Genomic DNA, 25,549 nt, shown 5'->3' on the forward strand with positions numbered 1-25,549 from the left:
GCCCCCGTTACCGCCGCGTGACGGGGGCTTTTCTTCGTTCCGGGCCCCTTGACCTGCTGTTCCGGCCGGGCTACTTTCTGCGGACCCGCAATGGAACAATTGCAGACCTTTGGGGTAGCGATGGATGAAGACAGCGCTCGCCTGCACCAACTCGGTTACGCACAGGAACTCAGACGCACCATGTCGGCGTTCTCCAACTTCGCCGTCTCGTTCACCATCATTTCGATCCTGTCGGGCTGCCTGACGCTCTACGGCTTCGGGCTCAAGACCGGCGGCCCGGCCGCCATGATCTGGGGCTGGCCCCTGGTCGGCGTGTTCGTCATCCTGGTCGGGCTCGGCATGGCCGAGGTCTGCTCCAGCTATCCGACCGCGGGCGGGCTCTACTACTGGGCCGCCAAGCTCGCGCCCTCCGGCGGGGCGGCCTGGTCGTGGTTCACCGGCTGGTTCAACCTGATCGGGCAGGTCGCGGTCACCGCGGGCATCGACTTCGGCGCCGCGCTGTTCCTCAACGCCTTCCTCGACCTGCAGTTCGGTTTCGCCGCCACGCCCGGCCACACGATCCTGCTGCTGGCGATCATCCTCGCCGTGCACGGGCTGCTGAACACCTTCGGTGTGCGCCTGGTGGCCGTGCTCAACGGAGTCAGCGTGTGGTGGCACCTGCTCGGCGTGCTGGTGATCGTCGGGGCGCTGGTGTTCCTCCCGGCCAAGCACCAGTCCGCGTCCTTCGTGTTCGGTCACTTCGTGAACGAAACCGGCTGGGGTTCGGTGCCCTATGTCTTCGCGCTCGGCCTGCTCGTCGCCCAGTACACGTTGACCGGGTACGACGCCTCGGCGCACATGACGGAGGAGACCAAGAACGCCTCGACCGCGGGCCCGCGCGGAATCGTGAACTCCATCCTGGTGTCCCTGGTGGCGGGCTGGGTGCTGCTGATCGGCCTCACCTTCGCGATCCAGGACTACGACGGCGCGGTCAACACCGAAACCCAGGTGCCGCCGGCGCAGATCTTCATCGACGCGGCCGGTGCGACCACCGGCAAGTTCCTGCTGCTCATCGCGATCGGCGCGCAGTTGTTCTGCGGGATGGCCTCGGTTACCGCCAACTCCCGGATGATCTACGCCTTCGCCCGGGACGGCGCGATTCCCGGATCCGGCTGGTGGCACCGGATCAACAAGCGCACCCGCACGCCCACCAACTCGGTGTGGTTCGCCGCCGTGGGCGCACTGCTCCTCGCCCTGCCCTACCTGTGGAGCGCGACCGCCTACGCCGCCGTCACCTCCATCGCCACCGTCGGCCTGTACGTCGCCTACGTGATCCCGGTGTTCCTGCGCGTCCGCAAGGGCGACGCCTTCGAACGCGGACCGTGGCACCTCGGCCGCTGGGGCAGGCCGATCGGCATCGTCGCCACGGTGTGGGTGGTGCTGATCTTCGTCCTGTTCATGCTGCCGCAGGCCTCCCCGGTCACGGTCGCGAACTTCAACTACACGCCGGTCGCGTTCCTGGTGGTGCTCGGCGGGGCGACGCTGTGGTGGGTGCTTTCGGCCCGGAAGTGGTTCACCGGTCCCAAGGTGCAGGGCACGGCGGAGGAGCTCGAAGCGGTCGAGGAGGATCTCCGGGCGGTGTGATCGCGCCCGCTGCACCAGGATCGGGGCATGGAGCAGCTGACCCTGATGGTGGTGCTGGGCTGCGCGCTCGGTCTCACCGCGCTGGCCCGCCGGTTCAACCTGTCGGCGCCACTGCTGATCGTGGTGGTGGCGCTGGCGGTGTCCTTCGTGCCCGGTGTGCCGCGCATCGAGCTCGACCCGGAACTGATCCTCACCCTGGTGCTGCCGCCGCTGCTCTACTCGACGGCGCTGAACAGTTCGTTCGAACAGTTCCGCGCGGTGATCAGACCGATCGTCGCGCTCGGGGTGATCCTGGTCGTGGTCACCGCGGTGGTGGTCGGGCTGGTCGCCCATCTGCTGCTGCCGCAGCTCCCGCTCGCCTCGGCGATGGTGCTGGGCGCGGTGGTCGCACCGCCGGACGCGGTGGCGGCGGTCGCGGTGGGCCGAAGGCTCGGCCTCCCGCGCCGTCTCACCACCGTGCTCACCGGCGAGAGCCTGGTGAACGACGCGGCGGCGCTGACGCTGTACCGCATCGCGCTGGCCGCGGTGCTGGGCACGGCCGGATCGATCGGGCACGGGTTCCTGATCTTCGCGGTGGCCGCCGTGGCCGGAATCGGGGTCGGCCTGCTCTCCGGAATCGTGATCGGCTACCTCCGCCGCAGGCTCGACGATCCGCTGATGGAGTCGGTGTTCGGCATCATCGTGCCGTTCGCCGTCTACGTCGTCGCCGAGCAGGTGCACCCCTTCTCGCCGGACTTCAGCGGGTCCGGGGTGCTCGCGGTCGTGACCGCCGGGCTCTACCTGGGCAACCATTCCCTGCATGCCGGGTCCGCGACGCGCATACAGGACTCGTCGATCTGGGCGACGCTGGACGTGCTGCTGGAAACGCTGGTGTTCGCGCTGATGGGCCTGCAACTGCCGTTCGTGGTGGAAAACCTGCGCGCCTCCCCCTCGGACAACGCGACGCTGCTGCTCATCGCGCTCGCCCTGCTGGGCGTGACGATCGGGGTCCGCATTCCGTACGTGTTCCTCACCGGGGCGCTGCCGCAGGCGCTGCGGCTGTTCGGCCGCGAGCCCACCCGGTCGTCCTGGCGCTACTTCCTGGTGCTGTCGTGGACGGGTATGCGGGGGGTGGTCACGCTGGCCGCGGCGACCGGTGTGCCGCTGGTGACGCACACCGGCCAGCCGTTCCCGGGACGGGCGGAGATCCAGCTGTTCGCCTTCTTCGTCGCGATCGGCACCCTGCTCGTGCAGGGGCTGACCCTGCCTTCGCTGATCCGGCGGCTGCACGTGTCGAGTGAGGCGGAGGCCGAGCGGGACGAGGCCGAGGAGCTGGCGGCCCGGGAGGCCGCGATGCACGCGGCGCTGAAACGACTCGACGAGCTGATGCCCGAACTGCTGGCCAAAGTGGACATATCGCCGGAACGTGCCGAGCGGCTCGCGCTGCGCCTGCGGGGGCTCGTGGAATCGCGGTACCAGGGTGCGGTGGCCGCCATCTCCCTGTCCGCCGAGGAGCGCGAGACGAGCCCGCACACGGCGTTCTTCGAAGCCCGCCGCCAACTCCTGCTGTCCCAGCGTGAGGCCGTCCTCCGCTGCCGGGAACAGGGCAAACTGGACGACGACGTGCTCCGCAAGGTGTTGCGGGAACTCGACCTCGAAGAGCTTGCCCTGTCCGACACGCTCACGTCACGCGTGAGCTGAATTCAACTCACCGAGCAGCTTCCAGGTGCGCCGCTGGTCGGCCTCCCCGGCCAGGTCGGTGGAGGTGAGCACGACCTCGGTCGCGCCCGCGTCGAAGTAGCGCCGGATCCCGTCGGCGACCGTCTCCTCGTCGCCGATCAGGGCGAGCTCGGCCGCCCGCGTCGCGCCCTCCAGTTCGATCACGCGGCGGTACGAGGGCACCCGCTCGTAGAAGGCCAGTTCCTGCACGGCCTTTTCGCGCACGGCCGCCACTTCGGAGGTCACCACCCCGGGCACGAACGCGACCACCCGCGGTGGTTTCGGCGCGGCCTTGGTGAGCGCGGGCACGATGTGTTCGCCCAGTGCCCTCGGCCCGGCCAGATACGGCAGCGCGCCGTCGGCGAGTTCACCGGTGACGCGCAGCGCCTGCGGCCCCATCGCGGCGACCAGCACCGGCACCGGCGGCCGCGCGCCCGGCAGCGAGACCGGCATGACCGGGGTGGCGGTCAGCAACTCGCCGCGGAAGTCGGCCGTGCCGGTCTCCAGCAGGGTTCGCAGCGCGGTCAGGAACTCGCGCAGCATGGCGATCGGCCGGGCGAACGGGATGCCGAGCGAGTCGTCGGCCGTGAACTTCGAGCCCAGCGCGAGACCGAGGTGGTAGCGGCCGTGCGTGGCGGCCTGCGTGGTCTGGGCCTGGGCGGCGACCAGGAGCGGATGGCGGCCGAAGATCGGGATGGCGGAGGTGCCGACGGTCAGCCCGGGCACCTCGCGTCCGACCACGGCTGCGAGCCCGGGCGAGTCGTAGTTCATGCGTTGCCCGAACCAGGCCGACCGCACGCCCAGTTCGGCTGCTTGCCGGGCCTGGGCGACCATGTCGTCCACGTAGTTGTCGGTTTCCGCGGTGGCGAACGAGACCCCAATGCTCATGCTGTGGCGAACACCTCGTCGAGGGGCGGGATTCCCGTTCCACCGATTGGGAGGGTTCGCGCGCGGCCGCGGCGGCCGTCATTTTTGGGGCGTCATCCGTCGAGCACCCGCACAGGAGCACACCATGTCACTGACCGACGTCATCGAAGGAACCCGTCAGGCCGCCGCCGCGGATCCCGCCAAGGCCGCGGTGTCCTTCAGCGTGGACAACGCGCTGGTGCCCGGAACGGCGACCGTGGTGGACGTCCGGGTGCGCGACCACTCGTTCTCGGTGGACGAGCCGACCGGTCTCGGCGGCACGGACAAGGCGGCGAACCCGGTGGAGTACGCGCTCGCCGCGCTCGGCTCCTGCCAGGTCATCACCTACCAGTTCTGGGCGGCCAAGCTCGGCATTCCGCTCGAGTCGGTCAAGGTGACCGTCGACGGCGACCTGGACCTGCACGGGTTCTTCGGGTTCTCCGAGACCACCCGGCCCGGCTTCACCGACGTCCGCGTCACCGTCGAACTCGGCGGCCCGGCGGACGCGGAGCGCTACGAGGAACTCAAGCGGCAGGTCGACCAGCACTGCCCGGTGCTGGACCTGTTCCGCAACCCGACCCCGATCTCGACCACCCTCGCCTGAGGCCTATCCCCCGGCGATGCCGGGTCACACGAACTGGTGCCGGACGATCGTCTGGTCCCGTCCCGGGCCGACGCCGATGGCGGAAATGCGGGCGCCGGAGAGCTCCTCGAGGCGTTCCACGTACGCACGGGCGTTGGCGGGCAGATCGTCGAAGCTGCGGCAGTCGGACAGGTCCTCCCACCAGCCGGGCAGCTCCTCGTAGATCGGCTTCGCGTGGTGCACGTCGGTCTGGGTCATCGGCATGTCGTCGGTGCGCACGCCGTCGACCTCGTAGCCCACGCAGACCGGCACCTTGTCCAGCCCGGAGAGCACGTCGAGCTTGGTGAGGAAGAAGTCCGTGATCCCGTTGACCCGCGCCGCGTACCGGGCGATCACCGCGTCGAACCAGCCGGTGCGGCGGGACCGCCCGGTGGTCACGCCGAACTCGCCGCCCGCCTTGCGGAGGTGCTCGCCCATCTCGTCGGTCAGCTCCGTCGGGAACGGACCCGAGCCGACGCGCGTGGTGTAGGCCTTGAGGATGCCCAGGACGGTGGTGATCCGGCCGGGGCCGATGCCCGAGCCCGAGCTCGCCCCGCCCGAGGTGGGGTTCGACGACGTCACGAACGGGTAGGTGCCGTGGTCGACGTCGAGCAGCGTGCCCTGCGAGCCCTCCAGCAGGACCGTCTCGCCGGCTTCGAGGGCCTGGTTGAGCTTGAGCCGGGTGTCGGCGATGCGGTGCGCGAACTTCTCACCGGCGGCCAGCACCTCGTCGGCGACCTGGTCGGCGTTGAGCGCCTTGCGGTTGTAGACCTTGACCAGCACCTGGTTCTTGAACTCGAGGGCGGCTTCGACCTTCTGCCGGAAGATCTTTTCGTCCAGCAGGTCCTGCACGCGGACCCCGACGCGCGCCACCTTGTCCTGGTAGCAGGGGCCGATCCCGCGCCCGGTGGTGCCGATCCTGCGGCTGCCGAGGTAGCGCTCGGTGACTTTGTCGATGGCCACGTGGTACGGCATGATCAGGTGCGCGTCGGCCGAGATCAGCAGGCGCGAGGTGTCCACGCCGCGCTTCTCGAGTCCGTCGAGCTCCTCGAGCAGGACGCCCGGGTCCACCACCACGCCGTTGCCGATCACGTTGGTGACCCCGGGGGTGAGGATGCCCGAGGGGATGAGGTGCAGGGCGAAGTTTTCGCCATTCGGCAACACGACCGTGTGGCCCGCGTTGTTGCCACCCTGATAACGGACGACCCACTGGACACGGTCGCCGAGCAGGTCGGTGGCCTTGCCCTTGCCTTCGTCGCCCCACTGGGCACCGATGAGCACGATGGCCGGCATGTGACACTCCTGGTATTCGGCGAGTAGCTAGGGTGCGGGTGCCCCGGCGGGACACGGCGCAATGCCGGTGCATGAGCGTAACGGAGGACCGCGGAGTGCGGGGACAGGTACTGGTTTGCGGGGAGTCGGCCCCGTCACTGCCCGAGGTGGCCGGGCTGGCGGTGCACCGGATCGGGGCGCGCCCCGGCAAGGCCGAGGTGGACCCACTGCTGGACACCGAGACGCTGGTCGTCGCGGGTACCGACGCGGATCTTGCCGCGGTGGTGGTTCGCTTGTTGCGTAAGGAGAAACTCGGTTCCGTCCGGGTCGGTTTCGTGCCATCGGACCCGGGGTCCGCGGTGGCGGCGCTGTGGGGGCTGCCGACCGATCCGGCGCGTGCGCTGGCACTGGTGACGCGGGGCGAAGTGGACCCGGTGCCGCTCATCCGCGACGACTCCGGCGGCGTTTTAGTGGGAAGAGGCACATTCGGCGCGATCCGGGGGGTCGCATACTGTGACGATCAGGTCGCTTTGCGTGGTCCTGCTCGCTCCGTCGAGGTGACACCGGATGGCGACGGTGGACCGGGGCTCGTGGTTCGGGTCGAGAAGGGGCTGCTGTTCAAGCGGCCGGTCACCTTCACCGGTCGCGCCTTCCAGATCGGCTGCCTGCCCACGCGCCCGCAGTCCGACGGCGTGCCCTTCCCGCGCGCCATCACGCGCTGGACCTGGTACCGGCACACGGAGGATCTGCGCTTGATCCGCGGGCTCGGTTGACGGTGCCCTCGCTGCTCCTCAAGGAGGGCGGTCAGCGGACCCTGGCGAGGATCTCCGGGGCCTGCCGGAGGCGCTGAACGCCGCCGATGGTGAACTCGGTGAGCAGGTCGATGATCGCCTCGGGTTCGGGCGGATCGCCCTCCCAGGCCAGGTCGACCAGCGCTTCGGTCATCGCGAAGCACATCGCGACCAGTGCCCGGTCGGCGCGGCCGGACTCGATGCCGTGTTCGTTCCAGCGCCGCCTGCTGGCCGCCGTGTAGATCTCCGCGAGCCGGGTCCGGAGCCGGTTGAGGGCGGGGTTGCCCGCCCGTTCGGCCTGCTTGAGCACGACCAGCGCGTCCGGGTACTCGGCGGCGAGCGTGACCAGGGCCGAGAATCCGGCGCGGGCCCAGGTCGGCAGGTCGAGATCGGGACCGTCCTCGCCCAGTTCGGCGATGTGCCGGTAGACGAGTTCCTCCACGTCCGCCACCGTCCGCTCGAACAGCACGGTCTTGTCGTCGAAGAGGTCGTAGACGGCCTGGCGAGTCACTCCCGCGCAACGTGCGACCTGTTCGATCGTTGCTCCCTGCACACCGTGGGTGGCGAACACGTGGCGGGCCGCGACGAGCACCAGCGCGCGCTGCTCGTCGAGCGGCAGCTTGCGCGGCCGCCCCCGGCCCCGCTTACCGGGGGTTGACATGGCGTCACCCTACCTGGATCCTTTTTTCGACACTGTTGTCGAAAATTAGCTCAAAGGGGAGCGGAGAGGCGTCTCATGCGTCGATGGCGGTTCTTGGCGATCTTCACGTCTGTCCTCGGGGCGGTCTCGCTGGCGGTCACCGCGCCCGCGGGTGCCGCCGACTTCTACGATCCGCCCTCTCCGCTACCCGCCGGGAGCAGTGGCGACGTCATCCGTCACCAGCCCACCCAGTTCTTCCTCGACCCGGCCAAGCTCATCCCAGCCCCGGCGAGCGCGCAGCGGATCATGTACCGCAGCACCGACGAACACGGCGCACCCATCGCGGTGACCGGCACCGTGCTCACCCCCACCGCCGCCTGGACCGGTCCGGGGGCACGCCCGATCATCAGCTACGCGGCGGGCACCCAGGGGCTCGGCGACCAGTGCGCGCCGTCGAAGGCGATGGCCGCCGGGCTGGAGTACGAGGGGCCCTTCATCGCGGGCCTGCTTTCCCGCGGCTACGGCATCGTGATCACCGACTACGAGGGTCTCGGCACGCCGGGCCTGCACACCTACGTCAACCGCAAGGCCGAGGGCTACGCGGTGCTCGATGCGATCCGCGCGGCGCAGCGGCTGCCGGAGGCCGGGCTTCCCGCGGACGGTCCAGTCGGCATCTCCGGGTACTCGCAGGGCGGCGGCGCCTCGGCCGCGGCCGCCGAACTGCAGCCCGCGTACGCGCCGGAGCTGAAGCTGAAGGGCGCCTACGCCGGTGCCGTCCCCGCCGACCTCGGCGCGGTGGCCGCCCTCGGCGACGGAAGCTACGCGGTCGGCTTCACCCTGTTCGCGGTGGCGAGCATGAACTACTCCTACCCGGAGCTGAACGTGCCCGCGCTGCTCAACGACAAGGGCAAGCAGGTGCTGCAGGCGGTCGCGACGGAATGCACCGCGGACGCCCTGCTCAAGCACGCCTTCACCCGCACCGCGGACCTGACCGCGGACGGCAGGCCGCTCACCGCCTACCTCGGCGAGGAGCCGTTCGCCTCGGCGCTGCGGGAGCAGCGCATCGGACTGACCCCGCCGAAGGTGCCGATGCTGGTGGCGCACAGCTCGGCCGACGACATCGTGCCGTTCGACCAGGGCCGTGCGATGGCTCGGGCCTGGTGCGCCGAGGGGGCGACGGTCCAGTTCGACACCCTCTCCGTGCCCACCCACATCGGAGGGGCGGTCGCCGGGGCCCCGCTCGCGTTCAGCTGGCTGGACCAGCTGTTCCAGGGGCAAGCCGTACCCAGCAACTGCGGCTCGTTCTAGACGTGCCATGCCGTGAAGGGTCCTTTCACAGTCGAAGCGACTGTGAAGGGACCCTTCACGGCAAGCGCTCAGGCCAGGCCGGTCGCTTTGGCCGCGGCGGGGTCGGAGTCGACGAGGAAGGTGCGGCAACGCTCGTACTCCTCGGTTTCCCCGATCCGGCCCGCCGCCTTGGCCAGCGTGGCGAGCGCCCGCAGGAAACCCTGGTTCGGGCGGTGCTCCCAGGGGATCGGCCCGAAGCCCTTCCAGCCGTTGCGGCGAAGCTGGTCGAGCCCCCGGTGATAGCCGGTGCGGGCGTAGGCGTACGCGGCGACCAGTTCACCCGCCTCCAGCGAGCGCTCGGCCAGGGCCGCCCACGCTTCGCTGAAGTCCGGATGCTCCGCGGCGACCTCCGCCGGATCCGTTCCGGCGTCGAGGGCGGCCTGCGCGTCGGTGCGTTCGGGGAGCCGGGTCGGCTCGGGGCCCAGCAGGTTGGCGTGCGTCATACCCGCCATCCTGCCGGATCGTTCAGAGGAACAAGCTGGTGAGCACCCCGCTGCCGAGCAGCACGAGCGCGGCGACCAGGACAGCGGCGACCATTCGTTTCGGCATCATCGGCGCACACACTGCCGTCTCGTCCCCGGCCGGGGCAAATTCTTCACACCTCAGGGTGAACCCTGGTTTTCCTCCCACCTCGTCCCGATCGTGACCGGGAACCGCCATGATGAGCCCATGACGCAGGCGATCCAGGGGGACGTCGTCGTTCCGGGAAATCCCGTGGCGAAGACCAAACTCTTCTTCAAGCTGTACTGGCACCGTGGCGCGCCCGGGCAACCGACACCGCCCTGGGTGCTCCGGTTCGCCTACGGCATGTGGCTGGTCGCGTTCACGTTCAAGGTGCTCGGCTCGTCCTGGGACGTGTCATGGCACTTCAAGTTCATCCGCGACGACTTCGCACCACCGCACCTGATCAACACCGTGGGCACCGGCATCGTGATCGTGCTGGTGATGATCCACACCTATACCGGGCTCGGCTGCGACCGGCGCTCCCTGCGGCTCATGCAGTGGGGGCTGGGCCTGTTCCTCATCGCGGCGCCGCTGGACGTGATCAACCACCGGATCAACGGACTCGACCTGACCTCCTGGAGCCCCACCCACCTGCTGCTGTACTTCGGCACCGCGGTGATGCTCGCCGGCGTGATCGACGGCTGGGTCAAGCTCGCCGAGCCCGGCAGGCTGCGCACCCTCGTGCTCACCGGGCTCTGGGCGTTCTTCCTGGAGAACATGTTCTTCCCCAATGAGCAGCAGGAGTACGGCATCCTCGGGCTCCGTGCATGGGAGCGGGGCGCGCCGGAGGCGGAACCGTCGCTGCTGAGCTTCGCCGCCCAGCAGATCGGGCATCCGGTGGACCGCGCCGCGGTGCTGCACTTCACCATGCCGATCCCGGACTGGGTGTACCCGCTGTGGGGCATCGGGATGTCGGCGCTGGTGCTGCTGGTGGTCCGGCGCACGGTGGGCCAGAAATGGTCCGCGACGGTGGTGGCCGGGGCCTACGTCGCCTACCGCGCGTTGATCTGGCCGCTGCTCGTGGTGAGCACCTTCCCCGCCTCCGCGATCCCGTTCTACCTGGTGTTCGTCGGGTTCGCGGTGGACCTCGGTGCCCGGTTCGGCCGGACGACGCCCGGCCGCGCGGCGCTGACCGGGCTGCTGGTGACCGGCCTGGGCTACGGCGCGTTGTGGCTTCAGGCGCATCTGCGGCCCTGGCTGCTCGGCGACGCGCACACGGAATCGGCGCCGCCCGCCGCCTACTGGACGGCGCTGGTCGTGCTCCTCGCCGTGCCCGCACTGTGGTGGGTGGGCCGGCGGAGGGTGAACGGCAAGGAGGGCCACCGGCTCGGCGCGTGAGCGCCGGCCGGCGGCCCTCCCCGGGGGTCAGCTCAGCTTCGTACCGGCCGACTTCAGTGCCTTGGCGGCCTCGACGACGCGTTCCGCCATCGACACCTCGGCCTTCTTCAGGTAGCTGCGCGGGTCGTAGGTCTTCTTGTTGCCGACCTCGCCGTCGATCTTCAGCACCCCGTCGTAGTTCTTGAAGAAGTGGTCCGCGATCGGCCGGGAGAACGCGTACTGGGTGTCGGTGTCGACGTTCATCTTGATCACGCCGTAGGACACCGCCTCGTGGATCTCCTCGAGCAGTGAGCCCGAACCGCCGTGGAACACCAGCTCGAACGGCTTCGAACCGGCGGGCAGGCCCAGCTTCTCGGCCGCGACCGCCTGGCCCCGCTTGAGCACGTCCGGGCGCAGCTGCACGGCACCCGGCTTGTACGCGCCGTGCACGTTGCCGAAGGTCGCGGCGAGGAGGTAGCGGCCCTTCTCGCCCGAGCCGAGCGCGTCCACCGTCTTCACGAAGTCGCCCTCGGCGGTGTACAGCTTCTCGTTGATCTCGTTCGAGACGCCGTCCTCCTCACCGCCGACGACGCCGATCTCGACCTCGAGGATGATCTTGGCCGCGGAGGCCTTCTCCAGCAGCTCGGCCGCGATCTTGAGGTTCTCGTCGAGGTCGATCGCCGAGCCGTCCCACATGTGCGACTGGAACAGCGGGTTCTGGCCCCGGTTCACCCGTTCCTGGGAGATCGCGATCAGCGGGTTGACGTAACCGTCCAGCTTGTCCTTCGGGCAGTGGTCGGTGTGCAGTGCCACGTTGATCGGGTACTTCTCGGCCACCACGTGTGCGAATTCGGCGAGTGCGACCGCACCGGTCACCATGTCCTTGACCCTGGTGCCGGAGGCGAATTCGGCACCGCCGGTGGACACCTGGATGATCCCGTCGCTTTCCGCCTCGGCGAAACCGCGCAGAGCGGCGTTGAGGGTCTCCGACGAGGTCACGTTGATGGCCGGGTAAGCGAACTCGCCTCCCTTGGCCCGGTCCAGCATCTCGGCATAGACCTCGGGGGTGGCGATGGGCATCGTTGGTCCTCCTAGCAGGTGGTTCGCCTTCCTTGCCCGAATCGTACGAGGTCCTGACTCAGACCTCTATGAGAGCAATCCCTCGGAGATCGCTCGGTAGGCCGCGCGCGGGTCGGGGCCGAGCGCCTGGACGCAGACGTGGTCCGCGCCCGCTTCGAGGTGCGCGCGGATCCCGTCGGCGATGACCGCCCCGCTGCCGTGCAGTACGAGCGCGTCGATGAGCGCATCGCTCCCGCCGTCCGCGAGATCCTCGTCCGACCAGCCGATCCGGCGGAGGTTGGAGACGTAGTTCGCGAGACCGAAATACGGGTTCTGCACCCTGGGGCGGCCGATCGCGCGGCCCTGTTCGGGATCGTCGCTGAGCACGACCTTGTGTTCCGGCGCCAGCAGCTTGCCTTCGCCGAGGATGTCGCGGGCCATCCGGGTGTGTTCGGGGGTCACCAGGTACGGGTGAGCGCCGGCGGCGCGCTCGGCGGCGAGCTTGAGCACCTTGGGGCCGAGTGCCGCGAGCACGCGGTCCTCGACCGGTACGCCCGCCTCGTCGAGCTGGTCGAGGTATTCGACGATCTTCTCGTAGGGCTTCTGGTAGGTCTGCGTGTGCTCGCGGTGCCCGATGCCGACGCCGAGCAGGAACCGGCCCGGATGCCGCGCCACGATGCGGTGGTACGACCGGGCGACCGTTGCCGCGTCGTCGGCCCACATGTTGACGATGCCGGTGGCCACCACGATCCGCTCGGTCGCGTCGAGCAGCGTGTCGACCGCTTCGAGTCGCCCGTTCGGGGAACCGCCGATCCAGATCGCGCCGTACCCGAGACTTTCCAGTTCCTTGGCGAGGTTCGCGTCGAGGGCCGATTCGTGCGCCCACACCCCGAGGGTGCCGAGTTCGTTCGTCATGTCCCGCACAACCGGCGCCCTCCGGCGTTTCATTCCACGGTCCGGAAGCTGTCGCCCGTCCCGGCTAACGTCCGGGGTATGACGAGAATCGGTAGCAGTGAGCTGGATGTGTACGGGTTGAACCTCGGCGGCAACGTCTTCGGCTGGACCGCCGACGAGACGCAGTCCTTCGCCGTGCTGGACGCCTACGTCGCGGCCGGGGGCAACTTCATCGACACCGCGGACTCCTACACGGCCTGGGTGCCGGGAAATTCGGGCGGTGAGTCCGAAACCGTCATCGGGAACTGGCTTTCCCGGCGCGGGCGCCGGGACGATGTGGTGATCGCGACGAAGGTGGGCAGCTGGGCCCGGCGTCCCGGACTGTCCGCGAAGAACATCCGCGAAGCCGCCGAGGATTCGTTGCGCCGTCTGAAGACCGAGTACATCGACCTCTACTACGCGCACCGCGATTTCCCCGACGTTCCGCTGGAGGAAACGCTCGGTGCGTTCGACGAACTGGTGCGGGCGGGGAAGGTCCGCTGTCTCGGGGCGTCGAACTACACCCCCGAGCGGCTGGCGGAAGCACTGTCCATTTCGGAGCAGGAGGGCTTCGCCCGGTACGTCGCCGTGCAACCGCACTACAACCTCGTGGAGCGGGCCTACGAGCGGGACCTGGCGCCGTTGGTGGCGCAGGAGGGGTTGTCCACCATGCCGTATTACGCGCTGGCGAGGGGCTTTCTCACCGGCAAGTACCGCTCCCGTGAGGCCGGCGGCAGCAGCCCGCGGGCCGGAGGCGCGACGGCCTACCTGGACCACCGGGGCGAGCGGGTGCTGGAGGCGCTCGACGACATCTCGGCCGCCCACGGCACGACCCCGGCCGCCGTCGCGCTTGCCTGGCTCGCGGCCCAGCCGACGGTTGCCGCGCCGATCGTCAGCGCGCGGAACACCGAGCAGCTGGCCGATCTTCTGGCTTCGGTCGAGTTGCGACTCACCGGCACCGAGCTGGCTGCGCTCGACGAGGCTTCGGCGTAGCGCGAAATCTACCTACCGAAGAGTAGCTTACTGGCGGTAGGTTGAGGTAGCGTGCCGGTCATGGCCAACGTAGAAGGCAAGGTCGTGCTCATCACCGGAGCTGCGCGCGGCATCGGCGCCGGGCTCGCGGAACGGCTCGCCGCCAAGGGTGCCAAGGTGGCCCTCGTCGGACTGGAGGCCGAGGAACAGCGCAAGGTCGCCGAGCGGATCGGCCCGTCGGCGCACTCGTGGGAGGCCGACGTCACCGACTGGGCGGCGCTGGAGCGGGCGACGGCCGGTGTGGTCGAGCGGTTCGGCGGGATCGACATCGTGATCGCCAACGCCGGGATCGCGACCACCGGTTTCGTGCGCTCGGTCGATCCCGACGCATTCGAGAAGGTGATCGAGGTCGATCTCCTCGGCGTGTGGCGAACCTTCCGGGTGACCCTGCCGCACGTCATCAGGAGCAAGGGGTATTTGCTAGCGATATCGTCCCTAGCGGCGATAGCGCACGCGCCGGGGATGGCGAACTACGCGGCGGCGAAGGCCGGGGTCGAGGCGTTCTGCAACAGTCTGCGGGCCGAGGTCGCGCACCTGGGCGTCAAGGTGGGCGTCGCGCACCCGACCTGGATCCGGACGGACCTGGTGGAGAGCGCGGACGCGCATCCGGTGTTCGGCAAGCTGCGCACCGGTATGCCCGGGCTGCTCGGCAAGACCTACCCGCTCGGCGTGGCGATCGACCTTCTCGAGGCCGGGGTGCTGCGGCGTGCCAGGACCATCCACGTGCCCCGCTGGGTCGGGGCGCTCAAACTGGTCCGGGCACTGCTGCCGCCGATCATCGAACTCGGCGCGCGCCTCCGGGTGCCGGCGGCGGACCGGGCCGCGCTCGAGGACATCGAGGCGCGAGGCGCCAAGGCGTCGTCGGTCAACGGCCACGGCGGCCGGGCCGCCACTCACTGACCCGGAGCGCGCCGTGAAGGGTGGATCCCTTCACGGCCGCTTCGCGGTCAGGACACCCAGGAGCCGAGCACCGGGGTGTACTCGCGGACGCTGCGCTCGGCCAAGGCGCCTTCGAGGTGGTAGGGGTCGGTGTCGAGGATCTTCTGCAGGGCCTCGGCGTCCTCGGCGCGGAAGAGCATCACGCCACCGCTGCCGTCCGCGAGCGGCCCGGCGACGAGGCAGACGCCCTCTTCGGCCAGTTTCCGCAGGTACTCCCGGTGGCGCGGCCGGACCTCCCCGTACTTGTCCGGCACGTAGCGGGTCTCCACCAGGAACGACTTCATCGCCTGCCTCCTTGCCCCAAAGTCCTTCTTTCCTTGCCGTGCGCACGCTACCCGTTTGCAACTTATGACCCTTGTGGCGCAACCCGATACGCTGAGCGCGCGTGGAGATAGATGTGGGTTACGAGCGAGCGAAGGCCAAGGACGGGCAGGGCTACATGTCGGACGTTAGCGCGGAGCGCAGTGTCGAGCGGACGCTCGGGCATTTGCGTACGGTCGACGGGCTCGAACGGCCCCCTGCGCCGCCCACGGCGCCGTTGACCTTGGAAGACCTGTACCGCACGCACCGCATGCGCCTGGTGCGGCTGGCGATCCTGCTCGTCGACGAGCCGGCCACCGCGGAGGACGTGGTCCAGGAGGCGTTCACCGGCCTGCATCGCAACTGGGGCAAGCTCCGGGATTCCGCCGCGGCCGTCGGGTACCTGCGCACCGCCGTGGTGAACGGGTCTCGCAGCGTGCTCCGCCGGCGCAAGACGGCCCGTGAGTACGTGCCGCCGCACGTGGTGAACGCGCGCTCGGCGGAGAGCCTGGCGATGCTGTCCAGCGAGCACCAGGCGGTGGTCAACGCCCTGTCGAAGCTGCCGCCGCGGCAGCGCGAGGTGCTGGTCCTGCGTTACTACGGCGGGCTTTCCGAGGCGGAGATCTCGGAGGCGGCCGGGATTTCGAAGGGAACCGTCAAGTCGACGGCGAGCCGTGCCCTCGAATCGCTCCAGAAGGCTATGAGCGGCTAGCTGGTTTAGACCAATATATGCTGACATCGTGACGGACCTTGTGCTCACCGGCGGCAAGCTGGCGCTCCCCGAAGGCGTGGTCAACGACGGCTGGCTGACCGTCTCCGGCGGGCTCATCTCCGGGATCGGCACCGGCAGTCCGCCCCCCGGCCTCCGCCTGGCGCTGGACGGCGAGCTCGTCGTCCCCGGGTTCATCGACCTGCACTGCCATGGCGGCGGGGGCGGCTCGTTCTCCAGCGCCGATCCCAAGGAGATCCTGCGTGCGGTCGTCGCACACCGCCGCCACGGTACGACGACCATGCTGGCCAGCCTGGTCTCCGAACCGATCCGCGCACTGGCCGACCAGGAGGCCGCTCTGCGGGAGCTGGTCGAGGAAGGCGAGCTGGCGGGCATCCACCTGGAAGGCCCGTTCATCGCCGCGGCGCGCTGCGGCGCGCACGACCCGGCGGTCCTGCTCGAACCCGACACCGCCGCCGTGGACGCACTGCTGCGGGCCGGACAGGGTGCGGTGCGGATGGTCACGCTCGCCCCGGAACTCACCGGCGCGGTGCGCGCGGTCCGGCAGCTCGCCGAGGCCGGGGTGATCGCCGCGATCGGGCACACCGACGGGACCGAGGAGCAGATCCGGCCCGCCATCGAGGCGGGCGCCACCGTCGCCACGCACCTGTTCAACGGGATGCGCCCGCTGCACCACCGCGAACCGGGGCCGATCGGCGCGCTGCTGGACGACGAGCGGATCACGATCGAACTCATCTGCGACCTCGTGCACGTCCATCCCACCGTGCTGCGCCTGGCCGCGACCCATGCCGGGCGGGGCCGGACCATCCTGGTCACCGACGCGATGTCGGCCACCGACGCGGCGGACGGCCGGTATCACCTCGGGCGGCTCGAAGTGGACGTGCGGGACGGGGTGGCCACCGTCGCCGAAACCGGTGCGCTGGCGGGCAGCACCCTGACCATGGACGTGGCCTTCCGGAACCTGGTCCGCGGCGCCGGGCTCGGTGTGGCGGACGCGGTCCGCGCCACCTCGGGCCGCCCCGCGGAGCTCCTCGGTCTCTCCCACCGCACCGGCTCGCTGCAGAGCGGGCTGGCCGCCGACCTCGTCGTCCTCGACGACGATCTGCGTCCGGTCCGGGTGATGCGCCACGGCGACTGGGTGGCCTGAGGCGGTACGACCCGTGCGTGGGCGCACGGTCAGCCCCTAAGCTCGGGCGGGTGAGCGAGCTCGAGGATCCGGAGCGCCTGCTGGCCGAGGCGCTGCGTGCCCAGGCGAGGAGCGCCCCACCCGGAGACCGCGCGCCGGGCGCGCCACCGCCGCCTCCGCAGTACGGGTTGCTCTCCGGCGCGGACGGGGGTGCGCTCGCCCGCGAGCGGGCCGCACTCGATTTCCCGTCCGCCGGTGATCCCACCGTAAGTGATCCCGCGGTGGCCACCCTGAAGGCGGGGCAGGCCAGACGGCTCCCCGCGGTATGGATCCTGTCGCTGGCCGTGCTGCTCGGGCTGGCCACCGGTGCGGTGATCGGCCTTATCACACTGTTGTAGCCCACAGAGGCAACACAGGGTCACCCTGTACCGTTTGATGGTGTGATCCTTGCCGAGACCACGACCACGCTCGCCCTGATGCCCAAGTGGTTCAACCCGGAGTACCTGCTGACCCAGTTCGGCGCGTACGTCATTCTCGGGCTCTGCCTGGTCATCTTCATCGAAAGCAGCGTCTTCCCGGTGCTCCCGGGTGACTCCCTGCTGTTCACGGCGGGCCTGTTCGTCGCCCAGGGCTCGATCCACACCCCGTTGTGGCTGGTCTGCCTCGTGGTGAGCGCGGCCGCGCTGCTCGGCAACGCGGTCGGCTACTTCATCGGCTACAAGGCGGGTCCCGCGCTGTTCAAACGGCCGGACTCGAAGTTCTTCAAACAGGAGTACGTCGACAAGACGCACGCCTTCCTGGAAAAGCACGGGCCCAAGGCCGTGGTGCTGGCCCGGTTCGTGCCGTTCGTGCGCACGTTCATCACCTGGATCGCCGGTGTCGGCCGGATGGACCCGAAGCGCTACTTCACCTACACCGTCATCGGCGGCATCCTGTGGGCCGGCGGCATCACCTCGCTGGGACACCTGCTCGGCAACATCTCGTTCATCAAGAACAACATCGAGGCCATCTTCATCCTGATCGTGCTGGTCTCGGTGGTGCCGCTCATCGTGGAATGGGCGCGCAGCCGCCGCGAGCGCAAGCTCGCCCCGGCCGACGCCGAGGTCACCCAGCAGATCCCCCGGATCGACCGCTAGGCAGGGCCGTCAGGGGTCCCCTCACGGTCGATACGGCTGTGAGGGGACCCCTGACGGCAACGGCTCCTCTAGCTCATCGAGAACATCGAGCCGGGGTTGAACAGGTTGTCGGGGTCGAGCGCCTGCTTGATCTGGCGGTGGACGCGGATGCCGACCGGGCCGATCTCGCGTGCCAGCCAGTCGCGCTTGATCTTGCCGACACCGTGTTCGCCGGTGACCGTGCCGCCGAGGGACAGCCCGACGTCGAGGATGTCGTCGAAGGCCTTGTGGGCGCGTTCGAACTCCTCGGGTGAATCGGACGAGTAGACGATCGTCGGGTGCATGTTCCCGTCGCCCGCGTGCCCGACAACGGCGATCCGCAGGCCGACCTCCTGGCTGATGCGCTCGCAGGCGGAGATCAGTTCGGCGATGCGGGTGCGGGGCACGCACACGTCGTCGGTCAGCCACACGCCGTACTGTTCGAGCGCGGTGAGCACGACGCGCCGCGCCTGCATCAGCATGCGGCCCTCGGCCAGGTCGTCGGTCGCGTAGGCCATGGTGGAGCCGCAGTCCACGCAGATCTTCTCGATCGCGGCGAGTTCGCGCCGCGCCACCTCGCCACCGGCGTCGGACTGGCACAGCAGCAGCGCCATGCAGTCGGAACCGGCCCCGAGATCGGTGTTCAGGTAGGTCTCGGCGGCCTTGATGGAACTGGCGTCCATGATCTCCATCAGGGAGGGCACCAGGCCGTCGCGCACGATCCGGGCGACCGCTTCACCCGCCTTCTCCGTGGCGTCGAAGCCGGCCACGAGGGTGCCGGGCGCCTGGGGCAGCGGGCGCAACGCGAGGGTGGCCTGGGTGATCACGCCGAGGGTGCCCTCGCTGCCGATGAACAGCTTGGTCAGGTCGTACCCGGCCACGCCCTTCACGGTTCGGCGGCCGGTCTTGAGCAGCGAGCCGTCGGCGAGGACGACTTCCAGGCCGAGTACCGAGTCGGTGGTCACGCCGTACTTCACGCAGCACAGGCCGCCGGCGTTGGTGGAGAGGTTGCCGCCGATGGTGCACCAGTCGTAGCTGGACGGGTCGGGCGGGTAGAACAGCCCGTGCTTTTCGACCGCGGTGCGGAAGTCGAGGTTGATCACGCCGGGTTGCACAACGGCGAGCCGGTTGCCGGGGTCGATCTCCAGCACCTTGTCGAACCTGGTCATCACGAGCATGACGCAGCCGTCGATGGCGTTCGCGGCGCCGGAAAGTCCGCTGCCCGCGCCGCGCGGCACGATCGGCACTCCGGCGGCGGCGCAGGCGCGGACGGTGGCCTGCACCCCGGCCACGTCCGAGGGCAGGACCACGGCCAGCGGCCTGCCGGACGGGGCCAGCGGCATCATGTCCCGCGCGTAGCTGTCGATGACCTCGGGATCGGTCAGGACGGAGTCCTTCCCGAGCGCTTCACGGAGTTCGGTCAGCAGTGCGTCGGTGCCCATTCCCCCATGGTAGACCGCACAACCTCCGCACTACGGAAGAGAAATTCCGGGATCCGTTACTTTCGGTGGTGCTCCCTGTCAGGAGAGTTGCCGGGCGATGCCGAGCAGTCGTTCGATCCGGAGCCGGAGGACGAGGCGCCCGTCGGCAACCATGGCGGCCCGGTACTCGTCCCAGTCCGGATGTTCGCCACGCACCTTGCGGTAGAGCTCGATGAGCTCTTCGACGGTTTCGTCGTGGGGCTCCCGGGCGACGGGTGACAGTTCGGCAGTGCCCTCGGCCACCACGTAGGACCATCCGTCCTCGCTGCTGACGTGGAAGCTGGCCCGTGGGTCGCGCCGCAGGTTGCGGGTCTTCGCGCGGCCGTCGGTGATCGAGACGAGGATCCGGCCGTGCTCGGCGTCGTAGTGGTGCGTGACGTTGGAAAGCTGGGGCCTGCCATCCCGTTTGATGGTGGCCAGGACGCCGAAGGGGCGGGCGGCGAGCAGGGCGCGGAGCGCGGTGTCGTCGGTCATGACCATCGCAACGGCGGCTGGGAAGGCGGGCATTCCCGTGCCTTCGGAAACTGTCGTACCCCGGGTCTACGGTGAGGGTATGTCGCGAGGCTGACCAGGGAAAAGGGACATATCGCCCCGGAAGGTCGCAGGTCAAGCAGTTGTCTTGGGCAACTAAAGTGTTTTGTGACACATCGCAGATATTTGAGTGGCGCAAACAACCAGCTTCGGTGCATCCTTGCCCTAGGCAACTAGTTGCAGTTGCCAAGTAAGACCCTGAAGAGAGTGATCACCATGGCCCCTGCCGCTCAGGAGGCGGCTTTCACGGCCGCCGAGCTCGACATCGCCGACGAGCTCGGGGTTCAGCTGGTCCGCTTCGTGCGCCTGATCAACAAGGCGAAGTCGCAGGTGGCGAAGCAGGGGCCGGACGGAATCGAGCGGGCCGCCTACGCGATCCTGTTCCACCTCATCCACGACGGGCCGCAGCGCACCAGCAAGCTCGCCGAGGTGCTGCACGCCGAGATCTCCACGATCAGCAGGCAGAGCAGCGCGCTGGTCCAGCACGGGCTGGTGGAACGCCAGGCGGACCCGGAGGACGGCAGGGCCTGCCTGCTCGCGCCGACGGCCGAAGGGTTGCGGGTCTTCGAGGAGAACCGCAAGAAACGCAACCTGTGGCTGGCGGAGGTGCTGGCCGAATGGCCCGAGGAGGACCGCCAGACCTTGAACGAACTGCTGGATCGACTCAATTCCGGCATCGAGAGACACATACCGCACGTTGCCGACCACGGGTCGGCTCAGGCGAAGGGGGCTGACGCATGACGAGTTCGATCAGACAACAACCGGCGCCACCGGGGGGAGCCGTGGCGGACGAGGGGCCGAAGCTCACGCACAAGCAGATCCTCACCGTGCTGAGCGGTCTGCTGCTGGGCATGTTCCTGGCCGCGCTCGACCAGAACATCGTCGGTGTGGCGATCGTGAAGATCGCCAACGACCTGAACGGGTTCAGCGAGCAGGCCTGGGCCACGACGGCGTACCTGATCACGGCGACCATCGCCACGCCGCTGTACGGCAAGCTTTCCGACATCTACGGGCGCAAGCCGTTCTACCTCGCCGCGATCGCGATCTTCGTCGTCGGTTCGGCGGCCTGCACCTTCGCCACCTCGATGTACGAACTGGCCGCCTTCCGCGCCTTCCAGGGGCTCGGCGCCGGTGGCCTGATGTCGCTCGCCATGACGATCATCGGTGACATCGTGCCGCCGCGGGAGCGGGTGCGCTACCAGGGCTACTTCATGATGGTCTTCGGGGTCGCGACCGTGCTCGGCCCGGTGCTGGGCGGGTTCTTCTCCGGTGCGGAATGGCTCGGCGGCATCAAGGGCTGGCGCTGGATCTTCCTGATCAACGTGCCGATCGGCGCCGTGGCGCTGTTCGTCGTCGCCAGGGTCCTGAACGTGCCGCACCAGCGGCGCAACCACCGGGTCGACTGGTTCGGCGCGACCGCGCTCGCGATCGCCGTGGTGCCGCTCCTGCTCGTCGCCGAACAGGGCCGCACCTGGGGCTGGGGCTCCACCAGCGCGGTGATCTGCTACGCCGTGGCCGCCTTCGGCGTCGTGCTGTTCCTCTTCGTCGAGTACGTGATGAAGGAGGAGGCGCTGATCCCGCTCCGGCTCTTCCGCAACTCCACCTTCAGCGTCACCATCGTCGGCAGCACGATCGTCGGTGTGGCGATGTTCGGCGGGATCACCATGGTGCCGCAGTACTTCCAGGTCGTCCGGGGCTACACGCCCACCCAGGGTGGTCTGCTGATGCTGCCGCTGGTGCTGGGCATCATGAGCGGCTCGATGCTCTCCGGCCGGATCACCGCGAAGACCGGGCGCTACAAGATGCTGCCGGTCGCCGGCACCTTCGTGATCGCCCTCGGGACGGTGCTCTACGCCCAGGTGCACTACGACAGCCCGCTCTGGCAGCCGCTGGTCTACGCCCTGATCATCGGCCTCGGCCTCGGTGGCTGCATGCAGACGCTGATCATCGCGGCGCAGAACGCCGGTCCCCGCAGCGACATGGGGGTGTCCACCGCGGCGGCCACGTTCTTCCGCCAGATCGGCGGCACGCTCGGTGTCGCGGTGTTCCTGACGATCCTGTTCAACCTGCTGCCGAACAAGATCGTCGATGCCTTCGGCGGGCACCTGCCCAGGTCGCTCGGCGGCGGCGGGCTGGACAAGCTGCAGTCGAACACCAGCGGGATCGCCAACCTGCCCGAGGAGATCAAGGTACCGATCCTGACCGGGTTCACCAACTCGCTGCACGCCGTGTTCTACGTCGCGTCCGGGGTGGCTCTGCTGGCCTGCCTGGTGCTGCTGTTCATGCGCGAAATCCCGCTCGCCGGCGGGCCGACTCCTCCGCCCGTCGAGGGCGGTGAGGCGCTGCTGGAGGCCGCGTTGGCCGAGCAGCCGCAGACCGCGGCGACCACCTCGGACTCCGACGTCTGGGCCGACGCCGAGGCGGCGCTGGACGAACCGGAACCGGTTCTCGTCGGGGCCGGGAAGCACGCCCTGCCCAGCGAGAACGGGCACGGAAACTACGAACTGGCCGCCCAGACGGTGCCGTTCGCGAGCGTGACCGCCGGGATGAGCAGTGCGGTCGAGACCGGTGGGCAGCCGATCACCGGGCACATCCGGCGGCAGGACGGCTCGTCGGTGCTGGGGGCCGCGCTGACGCTGATCGACCAGCGGGGCCGCCAGGTCTCGCGGGGGACCGGCGGGTCCGACGGCGGTTACCACATCAACGCACCGGGCGAGGGCACCTATGTGCTGATCGTGTCGGCCGCCGGTCACCAGCCGCAGGCCTCCAGCGTGGTGGTCGGCCAGGGCCCGGCGCGGGTGGACGTGACCCTGGTCGGTTCGGGCGAGCTGAGCGGCATCGTCCGGGTGGCGGGCACCGGTGCCCCGCTCGCCCGCGCGACGGTCACGCTGACCGACTCGCGGGGTGAGGTCACCGGTGCCTCGATCACCACCGCCGAGGGTGCCTACTCGTTCCACGGGGTCGGCGCCGGGACCTACACCCTGGTGGCCAGCGCCGAGCGGATGCGCCCGGTCGCGACCATGCTGACCGTGCCCGACAGCGGCGTGCTACGGCACGACGTCGAACTGAACTCCGCGATCGTGCTGACGGGCACGGCGCGCACCGACGGCGAGCGCGCGGTTCCCGACGCCCGCATCACGGTGCTCGACGCGGAGGGCAACGTCGCCGCGGTCACCCGTACCGACGCCGAGGGCAAGTACGTGGTCAGTGACCTGCCCCAGGGGGACTACACCGTGGTGGCCAGCGGGTATCCGCCCGCCACCAGCCAGGTCAACCTGGCCGGGGGCGGTGAGGCGCAGCACGACGTGCGGCTCGGCTACGAGCAGGTGATCGACCAGCTCGCCGCGGACGGGCCGGCCGCGTCATGACCGGACTGACCGCACAGATCAAGACCGCCGAGGGATGGGCGGTCGAGAACGCGGTGCTGACCGTGACCGACATGGCCGGTCAGCAGGTCGCCCGTGCCGTCACGGACGCCAGCGGGGCGGCGGACACCGCCCCGCTGGCGCCCGGGGTCTACACGGCCGTCCTCACCGCCGCCGGCTACACGCCGGTGGCGCGGACGGCGCAGATCGGCTCGGACGGCAGCGGCTCGCTCGGCGAGATCGCACTGGCGCCGGTGGCGGAGGCCGTCGAGCTTCCGCCCCCCGGCCCGTGGACGATCGACCCGGTGCACAGCTCGGTGGTGGCCACCGCGCGGCATCTCGGCATCGCCAGTGTGCGGGCCCGGTTCAGCGACGTCGGGGGGCGGATCGTGGTCGGCAGGCCCGTCGAACGCTCCACCGTGCACGCCGAGATCAAGGCGGCGAGCATCGACACCGGAATCCGGATGCGCGACGATCACCTGCGCTCTTCGGACTTCCTCGATGTCGAGGCCTATCCGACGATCGGCTTCGAAAGCACCGCGTTGCGCCAGCGCGGGGTGGACACCTGGACGCTGGCCGGGGAACTCACCCTCCACGGCGAGCGCCGCGCGATCGAACTCGATCTCCGTTACGGCGGCTGGGGTCCGGACCCGTGGGGCGGCGTGCGTGCCGCCTTTCACGCGGAAACCCAATTGCGCCGCAACGATTTCGCGATCAACTACAACGCCATGGTGCGGGCCGGGGTGGCCGCGGTCGGGACCACGGTGAAGATCGAAATCGATATCGAGGCGGTACAGGGCGAGTCTCTGCCGGAAATGTGACGGCGCGCCCAGCCTCGGGTGACCGATAGTGACGCCCGGCCCGGAAAACGGGCCGGGCGTTCGCATTGTTTACCGGTGTGTCGATAACGGATTTCCACGAACACACCCTTCCGATGAGTGGCGCTCTCGGCGAACACGTAGGCTTCTCGGAGTGAGTCTCGTTTACGCCGCTTCCGAAGCCCTCGGTGTGGGCTGGCTGGATACGGCCGGCCCGCTCCTGGTGTGGGTCATCGTGCTCAGCTTCGTTTTCCTCGAATGCGCGCTGATCATCGGCCTGTTCCTGCCCGGTGACTCGCTGCTGTTCGCCGCCGGGGTGGTGCTCGCCTCACATGGCGCCGACGCGAACGCATGGCTGCTTTCGGTGGCCGCGCTGGTGGTCGCCGTGGTGGGCAACCAGGTGGGCTACTACATCGGCAGGCAGACCGGGACCCGGTTCATCGCCCGGCGCGGCGGGCGGGTGCTCAACCGTGGCAACCTCGAACGCGCGCGGGCCTTCCTGGACCGGAGGGGTTTCTTCGCGATCGTCGCGGCCCGGTGGATCCCGTGGATCCGGACGCTGGCCCCGCTCATCGCCGGTGCGGCGCGGATGGAGCCGCGCCGCTTCCTGGCCGCGACCACCCTTGGCGGCGTGCTGTGGGTGCCGTCACTGGTGCTGCTCGGCTACTACGGCGCGGGCCTGCTGAGCGCACTGCCGTGGGTCCAGACGGTGCTGATGTGGCTGTCCATCCTGTTCTTCGTCGGTGGCACCGGGTTCGGCATCGTGCGCTACCGCCAGGAGATGAGCCGCCCCATCGACGAGGACCGCGACGTCGATTCGCAGGTCCGCAAGGTGGCCTGAGCCACGCGGTCAGGCGGCGGGGTCGGCCCAGACCTCGAGCTGGATCCCGTCCGGATCGTGGAACACCAGCACCGAGGACCCCGGCAGGGTGCGGGAAGCCGTGATCGGGCGGTGGGTGACACCGTATTCGGCGAGCCGCTGCTCCCACTCCTGGAGTTCGAAGTGGGAATCCACCTTGAACGCGAGGTGGTCGAGACCGGTGTGCCGCCGGTCGAAGGCCACCCGCTCGGTCTCGGGTCGTTGCACCAGCATCACGGAGAAGGTGTCCGTCCGGTCCCGGAGGAGCACCTTGCGCAGGCCGGTGGAGGGGTCCTCGCGGCGGGCGACCTCCTTGAGTTCGAGCACCCGCTCGTACCACGGGACACTGCGGTCCACGTCCGTGACCGCCAGCGCCAGGTGGTGTACGTCGATGAGCGTTGGCATTGGCGAGTCGTCCTTTCGGCGTTGCTGCGGAGTTCCGCCCCCGACCGGCCCTCCTCCGCGGGTACTCCTGTGTCGCACCTGCTTCGTGTGGTCCTTC

Annotated in this window: 26 protein-coding genes; 16 read left to right on the top strand and 10 right to left on the bottom strand. The window is 69.4% G+C overall.

Annotated features, from left to right (window positions below; all coding sequences use genetic code 11):
* The first annotated feature begins 120 nt into the window (after positions 1-120).
* Together ORV05_RS33745 and ORV05_RS33750 are read left to right on the top strand one after the other, a co-directional pair.
* On the top strand, positions 121-1,623 hold the full coding sequence (locus ORV05_RS33745) for an amino acid permease (protein ID WP_268755913.1): 1,503 nt from the start codon (positions 121-123) through the stop codon (positions 1,621-1,623).
* A gap of 27 nt (positions 1,624-1,650) precedes the next feature.
* The gene (locus tag ORV05_RS33750) at positions 1,651-3,303 is read left to right on the top strand and encodes a Na+/H+ antiporter (RefSeq protein ID WP_268755914.1); all 1,653 of its coding nucleotides are present in this window, start codon (positions 1,651-1,653) and stop codon (positions 3,301-3,303) included.
* Here the strand turns inward: ORV05_RS33750 and ORV05_RS33755 are convergent.
* Positions 3,289-4,209, bottom strand: coding sequence for a TIGR03564 family F420-dependent LLM class oxidoreductase (locus tag ORV05_RS33755; RefSeq protein ID WP_268755915.1), 921 nt, complete (start codon positions 4,207-4,209; stop codon positions 3,289-3,291). The two genes, ORV05_RS33750 and ORV05_RS33755, sit on opposite strands and share 15 nt — an antisense overlap.
* 124 nt (positions 4,210-4,333) lie before the next feature.
* Between ORV05_RS33755 and ORV05_RS33760 the strand changes: the two genes are divergently transcribed.
* The gene (locus ORV05_RS33760; RefSeq protein WP_268755916.1) at positions 4,334-4,831 is read left to right on the top strand and encodes an OsmC family protein; all 498 of its coding nucleotides are present in this window, start codon (positions 4,334-4,336) and stop codon (positions 4,829-4,831) included.
* A gap of 24 nt (positions 4,832-4,855) precedes the next feature.
* Here the strand turns inward: ORV05_RS33760 and ORV05_RS33765 are convergent, their stop codons facing one another.
* Positions 4,856-6,142 carry an adenylosuccinate synthase gene (locus tag ORV05_RS33765; RefSeq protein ID WP_268755917.1) on the bottom strand — a complete coding sequence of 429 codons (1,287 nt, stop codon included), beginning with the start codon at positions 6,140-6,142 and terminating at the stop codon, positions 4,856-4,858.
* A 71-nt stretch (positions 6,143-6,213) separates the two neighbouring features.
* Here ORV05_RS33765 and ORV05_RS33770 point away from each other — a divergent pair, with 71 nt between their 5' ends.
* On the top strand, positions 6,214-6,894 hold the full coding sequence (locus ORV05_RS33770; RefSeq protein ID WP_268755918.1) for a hypothetical protein: 681 nt from the start codon (positions 6,214-6,216) through the stop codon (positions 6,892-6,894).
* A 31-nt stretch (positions 6,895-6,925) separates the two neighbouring features.
* Here ORV05_RS33770 and ORV05_RS33775 read toward each other — a convergent pair whose 3' ends face one another.
* Positions 6,926-7,573 carry a TetR/AcrR family transcriptional regulator gene (locus ORV05_RS33775; RefSeq protein ID WP_268755919.1) on the bottom strand — a complete coding sequence of 216 codons (648 nt, stop codon included), beginning with the start codon at positions 7,571-7,573 and terminating at the stop codon, positions 6,926-6,928.
* Positions 7,574-7,648: 75 nt separating this feature from the next.
* Here ORV05_RS33775 and ORV05_RS33780 point away from each other — a divergent pair, with 75 nt between their 5' ends.
* The gene (locus tag ORV05_RS33780; protein ID WP_268755920.1) at positions 7,649-8,860 is read left to right on the top strand and encodes a lipase family protein; all 1,212 of its coding nucleotides are present in this window, start codon (positions 7,649-7,651) and stop codon (positions 8,858-8,860) included.
* A gap of 68 nt (positions 8,861-8,928) precedes the next feature.
* Here the strand turns inward: ORV05_RS33780 and ORV05_RS33785 are convergent, their stop codons facing one another.
* Positions 8,929-9,342 (bottom strand): DUF3151 domain-containing protein, encoded by a 414-nt coding sequence (locus tag ORV05_RS33785; RefSeq protein ID WP_268755921.1) that lies wholly within the window; start codon positions 9,340-9,342, stop codon positions 8,929-8,931.
* Positions 9,343-9,568: 226 nt separating this feature from the next.
* On the opposite strand from ORV05_RS33785, the gene ORV05_RS33790 reads away from it, so the two are divergent.
* Entirely contained in the window at positions 9,569-10,741 is a 1,173-nt protein-coding gene (locus ORV05_RS33790) for a hypothetical protein (protein ID WP_268755922.1), read from the top strand.
* Between the two features lie 27 nt (positions 10,742-10,768).
* Here ORV05_RS33790 and fbaA read toward each other — a convergent pair whose 3' ends face one another.
* Together fbaA and ORV05_RS33800 are read right to left on the bottom strand one after the other, a co-directional pair.
* On the bottom strand, positions 10,769-11,800 hold the full coding sequence (fbaA, locus tag ORV05_RS33795; protein WP_268755923.1) for a class II fructose-bisphosphate aldolase: 1,032 nt from the start codon (positions 11,798-11,800) through the stop codon (positions 10,769-10,771).
* A gap of 66 nt (positions 11,801-11,866) precedes the next feature.
* The gene (locus tag ORV05_RS33800) at positions 11,867-12,694 is read right to left on the bottom strand and encodes an LLM class F420-dependent oxidoreductase (RefSeq protein WP_268755924.1); all 828 of its coding nucleotides are present in this window, start codon (positions 12,692-12,694) and stop codon (positions 11,867-11,869) included.
* A gap of 78 nt (positions 12,695-12,772) precedes the next feature.
* Between ORV05_RS33800 and ORV05_RS33805 the strand changes: the two genes are divergently transcribed.
* Positions 12,773-13,705, top strand: a complete 933-nt coding sequence (locus tag ORV05_RS33805; protein WP_268755925.1) for an aldo/keto reductase — start codon at positions 12,773-12,775, stop codon at positions 13,703-13,705.
* Positions 13,706-13,765: 60 nt separating this feature from the next.
* Positions 13,766-14,644: an SDR family oxidoreductase gene (locus ORV05_RS33810; RefSeq protein WP_268755926.1), complete on the top strand. Its 879-nt coding sequence runs from the start codon at positions 13,766-13,768 to the stop codon at positions 14,642-14,644.
* A gap of 47 nt (positions 14,645-14,691) precedes the next feature.
* Here the strand turns inward: ORV05_RS33810 and ORV05_RS33815 are convergent, their stop codons facing one another.
* Positions 14,692-14,967, bottom strand: coding sequence for a YciI family protein (locus tag ORV05_RS33815; RefSeq protein WP_268755927.1), 276 nt, complete (start codon positions 14,965-14,967; stop codon positions 14,692-14,694).
* Positions 14,968-15,122: 155 nt separating this feature from the next.
* On the opposite strand from ORV05_RS33815, the gene ORV05_RS33820 reads away from it, so the two are divergent.
* The 4 genes from ORV05_RS33820 to ORV05_RS33835 are packed head-to-tail and all read left to right on the top strand — an operon-like array spanning position 15,123 to position 17,975.
* Positions 15,123-15,695, top strand: a complete 573-nt coding sequence (locus ORV05_RS33820) for a SigE family RNA polymerase sigma factor (protein WP_268760027.1) — start codon at positions 15,123-15,125, stop codon at positions 15,693-15,695.
* A 28-nt stretch (positions 15,696-15,723) separates the two neighbouring features.
* Complete coding sequence (nagA, locus tag ORV05_RS33825; protein ID WP_407652636.1) at positions 15,724-16,860, top strand: N-acetylglucosamine-6-phosphate deacetylase; 1,137 nt, start codon at positions 15,724-15,726, stop codon at positions 16,858-16,860.
* Between the two features lie 50 nt (positions 16,861-16,910).
* Complete coding sequence (locus ORV05_RS33830) at positions 16,911-17,237, top strand: hypothetical protein (protein WP_268755928.1); 327 nt, start codon at positions 16,911-16,913, stop codon at positions 17,235-17,237.
* A 42-nt stretch (positions 17,238-17,279) separates the two neighbouring features.
* A complete protein-coding gene (locus ORV05_RS33835; protein ID WP_268755930.1) occupies positions 17,280-17,975 on the top strand; it encodes a DedA family protein in 696 nt (231 codons plus the stop codon).
* A 68-nt stretch (positions 17,976-18,043) separates the two neighbouring features.
* Here ORV05_RS33835 and ORV05_RS33840 read toward each other — a convergent pair whose 3' ends face one another.
* Together ORV05_RS33840 and ORV05_RS33845 are read right to left on the bottom strand one after the other, a co-directional pair.
* The gene (locus ORV05_RS33840) at positions 18,044-19,435 is read right to left on the bottom strand and encodes an FAD-binding oxidoreductase (RefSeq protein WP_268755931.1); all 1,392 of its coding nucleotides are present in this window, start codon (positions 19,433-19,435) and stop codon (positions 18,044-18,046) included.
* Between the two features lie 78 nt (positions 19,436-19,513).
* A complete protein-coding gene (locus ORV05_RS33845; RefSeq protein ID WP_268760029.1) occupies positions 19,514-19,948 on the bottom strand; it encodes a PPOX class F420-dependent oxidoreductase in 435 nt (144 codons plus the stop codon).
* Between the two features lie 273 nt (positions 19,949-20,221).
* Between ORV05_RS33845 and ORV05_RS33850 the strand changes: the two genes are divergently transcribed.
* The 4 genes from ORV05_RS33850 (at position 20,222) to ORV05_RS33865 (ending at position 25,029) form a co-directional block, all read left to right on the top strand.
* On the top strand, positions 20,222-20,746 hold the full coding sequence (locus tag ORV05_RS33850; protein ID WP_268755932.1) for a MarR family winged helix-turn-helix transcriptional regulator: 525 nt from the start codon (positions 20,222-20,224) through the stop codon (positions 20,744-20,746).
* Positions 20,743-23,373: an MFS transporter gene (locus ORV05_RS33855; RefSeq protein ID WP_268755933.1), complete on the top strand. Its 2,631-nt coding sequence runs from the start codon at positions 20,743-20,745 to the stop codon at positions 23,371-23,373. Before ORV05_RS33850 ends, ORV05_RS33855 begins: the two co-directional genes overlap by 4 nt.
* Positions 23,370-24,191, top strand: a complete 822-nt coding sequence (locus ORV05_RS33860; protein WP_268755934.1) for a YceI family protein — start codon at positions 23,370-23,372, stop codon at positions 24,189-24,191. Before ORV05_RS33855 ends, ORV05_RS33860 begins: the two co-directional genes overlap by 4 nt.
* Before the next feature lie 151 nt (positions 24,192-24,342).
* Positions 24,343-25,029: a DedA family protein gene (locus ORV05_RS33865; protein ID WP_268755935.1), complete on the top strand. Its 687-nt coding sequence runs from the start codon at positions 24,343-24,345 to the stop codon at positions 25,027-25,029.
* Positions 25,030-25,038: 9 nt separating this feature from the next.
* Here the strand turns inward: ORV05_RS33865 and ORV05_RS33870 are convergent, their stop codons facing one another.
* Positions 25,039-25,452 carry a VOC family protein gene (locus tag ORV05_RS33870; protein ID WP_268755936.1) on the bottom strand — a complete coding sequence of 138 codons (414 nt, stop codon included), beginning with the start codon at positions 25,450-25,452 and terminating at the stop codon, positions 25,039-25,041.
* Positions 25,453-25,549 lie beyond the last annotated feature (97 nt).

The organism is Amycolatopsis cynarae (assembly GCF_026802195.1).
Taxonomy (GTDB): domain Bacteria; phylum Actinomycetota; class Actinomycetes; order Mycobacteriales; family Pseudonocardiaceae; genus Amycolatopsis_E; species Amycolatopsis_E rhizosphaerae.